Origin of the sequence: Kitasatospora sp. NPDC059088 (assembly GCF_042738155.1) — a bacterium.
In the GTDB taxonomy this organism is placed as follows: Bacteria; Actinomycetota; Actinomycetes; order Streptomycetales; family Streptomycetaceae; genus Kitasatospora.
This window is the reverse complement of sequence record NZ_JBHYGR010000274.1, coordinates 1-3,188: the sequence shown is the minus strand read 5'-3', so window position 1 is coordinate 3,188 and position 3,188 is coordinate 1. Positions and strand designations below refer to the sequence as shown.

The 3,188-nt window shown below is 78.2% G+C and carries 1 protein-coding gene and 1 pseudogene; both read left to right on the top strand.

The features are described 5' to 3' along the window. Nucleotides 1-2,012: pseudogene (locus tag ACFWXO_RS45200) on the top strand (serine protease); the annotation flags it as partial. Between the two features lie 64 nt (nucleotides 2,013-2,076). Continuing rightward, a complete protein-coding gene (locus ACFWXO_RS45195) occupies nucleotides 2,077-3,018 on the top strand; it encodes a bifunctional riboflavin kinase/FAD synthetase (protein ID WP_380533059.1) in 942 nt (313 codons plus the stop codon). Nucleotides 3,019-3,188 lie beyond the last annotated feature (170 nt).

Here is a 3,188-nt window from a genome sequence, read left to right as displayed (position 1 = left end):
CCGCCGGGCCGCGCCGGGGCCGGGTGCGCCGGCTGGCGGCGGCGGTGGCCGGGCGGGTGCACGAGGCGGCCCGGCGGATGCTCGGGGAGGAGCCGGGCGCGCTCGGCCGGGAGGCCTTCCAGGAGCTGTTCCCGGTCGACGGCGGCTGGGCCACGGCGGTGCTCGCCGAGGGGCTGTTCGTCCCCGCCGGGCCCGGCTTCCGCTTCGCCCACGGGGAGTTCGCCGACTGGCTGCAGGGCCGGCACCTGGACCTGGACGCGGCGCTGCGGATGCTGCTCGGCGAGGCCGAGGACACCCCGCCCGGGCCGGAGGGGCCCGGGCCGGGCGTTCCTCGCCACCGGATCGGCCCGGTGACCGCCGCGCTGCGCCGGGTCGCCGAGACCTGGGGCGCGACCGCCCTGGACCCGTGGCTGCACCGGATCTGGCGCGCGCTGGACCTGCGCCCGCCCGGCAGCGAACCCGCCTGGTGGGCGGCCCGGTTGCTCACCGCCGGACTCGCCGCCAGCCCCGACCCGACCGAACACCTCGCGCTGCTCGACCAGTTGGCCCGCCGGACGGCCGAACGGGCGGCCACCGCGGGCGGCTGGCAGGCGGTCGACGGGCTGAACCGCTTCGACCCCGCGTTCTGGACCGGTCTCGGCCTGCCCGTCGAGGCCGAACTCGCCCTGCTGCGCCGCCTGGTGGCCGCCGACGGCCCCGGGCAGCAGTTCCTCGCGGCTGCGGCCGACCGGCTGCGCGCCGACCCGGTCGCGGTGTTCCCGCTGCTCTGCGCCTGGTTCGACGACCCGGCCGGTCTGCCGGGCCGCCCGGGCCGTACGGTGGCGGACCTCGCCCACGACCTGCTGCACGCCCACCGCCGGTCCGCCCTGGACGAGTTGGCGGACGCGCTGGCCGACGCCGCGCACCCGCGGGCGGACGCGCTGCTCACCGTGCTCGCCGCCGAGGAGCCGTCCGCGCTCTGCCGCGCGGTGGACCGCTGGAGCCACGACCGCCGGCCCGAACGGCACGTCGCTGCCGCCGTCCACGCGCTGCGGACCGCCCCGTACGCGAGCGGGGCCGGCACCGAACTGCTGCGCTTCGCCGCGCTGACCCTGCTCGCCCGCGAGGACGAACCGGCCCTGCACGGCGCCGCGCTGGCCCTGCTGGTCGCCGACCCGGTGACCAGGGCCGGGCACCTGGACGCCGCACTCGCCCTGCACCGCGCGGGCGGCGACGCCTTCCTGACCCCGCGCGCCCTCGCCCCGGCCCTGGAGAGCGACCCGGAGCCCGTGCTGGCCGCACTCGCCGACGCCCTGGCGGCGCCCGGCGCGGCCCCCGCCGAGACCCTGCGGGTGCTGGCCGACGCCCGCGCCCCGGTGGCCGCCCGGCGCAGCGCCGACCTGGCCGCCCGGCTGCTGCGCCGCCACCCGGCGCTGGCCGGGCCGGTCGCCGTCGACTACCTCGGCCGTCGGCTGGGGCGGGCCGCGATCGACGGGCCGGCCGCCCGGCTGGAGCTGCGGGTGCTGCTCGGCGGCGTCCTGGCCGCCCCCGCGGCGGCGGTCCGCACGCCCTTCGCCGAGGCGCTGTCCGTCCCGGTGGCCGACCCGGCGGCGGACGCGCTGCGCTGCGAGCTGCTGGACACCCTGCTCGCCACCGAGGCCGACCGGGCGGTGCTCACCGCGGCCGTGGAGCGCCTCGCCGAGCACTGCGCGGCCGAGAACCCGGCCCGGGCGCGCGCCGTGCTGGCCCGGGCGGTGCCGGGGCTGGCGGGCGCGGACGAGCTGCTGGTGCGGTGCGCGGGGCGGTCGGCGGCGTTCGCCCGGCTGCTCGCCAGGTGGCCGTCCGACGCCGCCCCGACCGCCCCGGACGGGCCCCGGCTGGCCCGGATGCGGGCCCTGGTGGCGGCCGGCCGGGACGCCCAGTACGCCGCCGCCGAGGCGGAGCGGACCGCGGCCGTGCGGGCCGTCCGTGCGCCGGTGCGCCCAACCCCCCTTCCGGTGCCTGAGCCGGGGCAGGCGCATGGCACGCTATAGGGGTTCGGTTGTGAGCGTTTGAGCGTGCCGAGGGCACGCACCGTACGGAACAAGGAGCAGTCGGGTGCAGCGCTGGCGTGGCCTGGAGGAGATCCCCGGTGACTGGGGACGCAGCGTCGTCACCATCGGCTCGTTCGACGGGGTGCACCGCGGGCATCAGCTGATCATCGGGCGGGCCGTCGAGCGGGCCCGTGAACTGGGCCTGCCCTCGGTCGTGGTGACCTTCGACCCGCACCCGCGCGAGGTGATCCGCCCGGGCAGCCACCCGCCGCTGCTCGCGCCGCACCCGCGCCGGGCCGAGCTGATCGCCGAACTCGGCGTGGACGCGGTGCTGGTGCTGCCGTTCACCACCGAGTTCTCCCAGGAGTCCCCGGAGACCTTCGTCCGGCAGGTGCTGGTGGACGCGCTGCACGCCCGGGTGGTGATCGAGGGCCCCAACTTCCGCTTCGGGCACCGGGCCGCGGGGAACGTCGCGCTGCTCGCCGAGCTGGGCGGGGCGGACGACTTCCAGGTCGAGGTGGTGGACCTCCAGGTGTGCGGCACCGCCGGGGACGGCGAGCCGTTCTCCTCCAGCCTGACCCGCCGCCTGGTCGAGACCGGGGACATGGCCGGCGCGGGCGAGGTGCTCGGCCGCCCGCACCGGGTCGAGGGCGTGGTGGTGCGCGGCGCGCAGCGCGGCCGCGAGCTCGGCTACCCGACCGCCAACGTGGAGACCGTGCCGCACAGCGCCGTCCCGGCCGACGGCGTGTACGCGGGCTGGCTGACCGCCGCGGGCGAGCGGATGCCGGCGGCGATCTCGGTCGGCACCAACCCGACCTTCGACGGCACCGCCCGTACCGTCGAGGCGTACGCCATCGACCGGGTCGGGCTGGACCTGTACGGGCTGCACGTGGCCGTGGACTTCCTGGCCTACCTGCGCGGGATGGAGAAGTTCGACTCCATCGAGGCGCTGCTGGACCGGATGGCCGACGACGTCAAGCGCGCCCGGGAGCTGACCGAGGCCTGAGCCCGGTCCGGCCGCCGCTGCCGGGGAACGCCGAAGGGCCCGCCGACTCCGCCGGGGCGGCGGGCCCGTCCGTACGTCACTGCGGGCGGTCGCGGATACACAACTGAAGCTGCCGACGACAAAGCAAGAGTAGATCTCGGTGGTCGCGGGATCAGAAACACCAGGGGGGC